Source organism: Pseudomonas sp. SWRI51 (genome assembly GCF_014268825.1).
Taxonomy (GTDB): Bacteria; Pseudomonadota; Gammaproteobacteria; order Pseudomonadales; family Pseudomonadaceae; genus Aquipseudomonas; species Aquipseudomonas farsensis.
This window is the reverse complement of the sequence record NZ_JABWRG010000173.1, coordinates 1-1928: the sequence shown is the minus strand read 5'-3', so window position 1 is coordinate 1928 and position 1928 is coordinate 1. Positions and strand designations below refer to the sequence as shown.

General features: G+C 65.6%; 1 protein-coding gene. It reads right to left on the bottom strand.

Going from position 1 to position 1928, the window contains the following annotated elements; translation table 11 throughout:
* On the bottom strand, positions 1-1928 hold a 1928-nt coding region (locus tag HU720_RS23870), incomplete at both ends, for a condensation domain-containing protein (protein WP_186523614.1).

The window sequence follows — 1928 nt, the reverse complement described above, 5'->3', positions numbered from 1 at the left end:
GCCACGTGGCTCTGGGTCAAGAGCAGCTCAACGCCGCTGTCTTCAATCATGTAGCTCAGGCGGTCCTGCGGGTATTCCGGGTCCAGCGGTACATAGGCGCCACCGGCCTTGAGAATCGCCAGCAGGCCCACCACCATTTCCACCGAACGTTCAACGGCAATGCCCACCAACACATCCGGACCGACACCCAGCGCAATCAGACGATGCGCAAGGCGGTTGGCGCGGGCATTGAGCTGGGCATAGCTCAGCGTGGTGTCAGCGTAAGCCAGCGCCGGCGCGTCCGGAGTACGCACTACCTGGGCTTCAATCAGCTGCTGAATGCTCTGATCCAGCGGGTACTGCTCGGCCGTCGCGTTCCAAGTCAGCAGCGTGCGCTCACGCTCGGCAGCGCCTAGCAACGGCAGCTCGGCCACAGCCTGTTCTGGCTGGGCGACAATCCCCTGCAGCAGGCTCAGCCAATGCTCGCCAAGTCGGGCGATGCTGGTCGGTTCGAACAGGTCGGTTGCATAGATCAGCGAGGCGCTCAGCCCCTGGCCGGTCTCGCAGGTGTCCAGGCTCAAGTCGAACTGCGTGCTGTCGGTAGGCAGCGCCAGCGCCTCGACCGCAAGCCCTGGCACATCCCGCACGGCGGCAACGGCGGCTGCCTGGTGATTGAACATCACCTGGAACAACGGGCTGTGGCTGAGGCTGCGGGTCGGCGCCAGGGCATCGACCAGTTGCTCGAACGGCAGGTCCTGATGGGCCTGGGCGCCGAGCGCGGCATCACGTACCTGGTGCAGCAGCGCGGTAAACGCTTGCCGTGGCTCGACCTGCGCGCGCAACACCTGGGTATTGACGAAGAAACCGATCAGGCCCTCGGTCTCGACCCGATTGCGGTTAGCCACCGGCACACCCACACGGATGTCAGGTTGGCCGCTGTAACGGTGCAGCAGCGCCTGGAACGAGGCCAGCAACACCATGAACAGGGTGGTGCCCTGGCGACGGGCCAGGCTGTCCAGGCCGGCCTTCAGCGCCGGCGCCACCTGCAGGTCAAGCTGGGCGCCGCGGTGGCTTTGCTCGGCCGGGCGCGCATGGTCCAGCGGTAGGGCCAGCAGCTCCTGGTCATGGCCCAGTTGTGCCACCCAATAGGCCAGTTGCCGCTCACGTTCACCGGCATCCATCCACTCACGCTGCCAGCGTGCATAGTCGGCATAGTGCAGCGCCAGTGGCGGCAGCGGCGTTGCATCGCCTTTGCAGTGGCTGGCGTAGCCTTCGATCAACTCACCGACCATCAGTTGCATGGACGCCGCATCGGAGACGATGTGATGCTGGGTCAGCACGAGCACGTAATCCTGGGCAGCCAACTGCAGCAAGCACACCCGCAACAATGGTCCGCTCGCCAGGTCGAAGGGGCGTCGGATCTCTTGCGCGATGCGCGCTTGCAGCGTCTGCTCGTCAGCCTGGGTTTCAAAGGCAATGGCCACCGCAGTCGGGGCGTCGATCACCTGCACGATGCCTTCAGCGCTTTCGAGGAAGCGGGTGCGCAGCGCTTCGTGGCGCTCGACCAGTGCATCGAAGCTGTGCTGCAACGCAGCGGTATCCAGCACCCCGCGCAGGCGCAGCACCATCGGGATGTGGTAGGCGCTGCTGTGCGGGTCCAGGTGCCAGAGGAACCATTGCCGCTGCTGCGCATAGGACACCGGCAATGCCCCGCTACGCGGGCCTGCGACCATGGCCGGCGCCCCCTGCACCGCCCCCGGCGCAGGCAAGGCGGCCACGAAACCTTGCAAGGTGGATCGCTCGAACAGTGTCAGCAGCGGCGCATTGATACCCTGTTCACGCAGCCGCGAGAACACCTGGGTGGCCAGAAGCGAATGCCCGCCCAGTTCGAAGAAGTTGTCGGTCAGGCCGACCCGCTCAAGCCCGAGCACTTGCGCCCAGATCGCCGC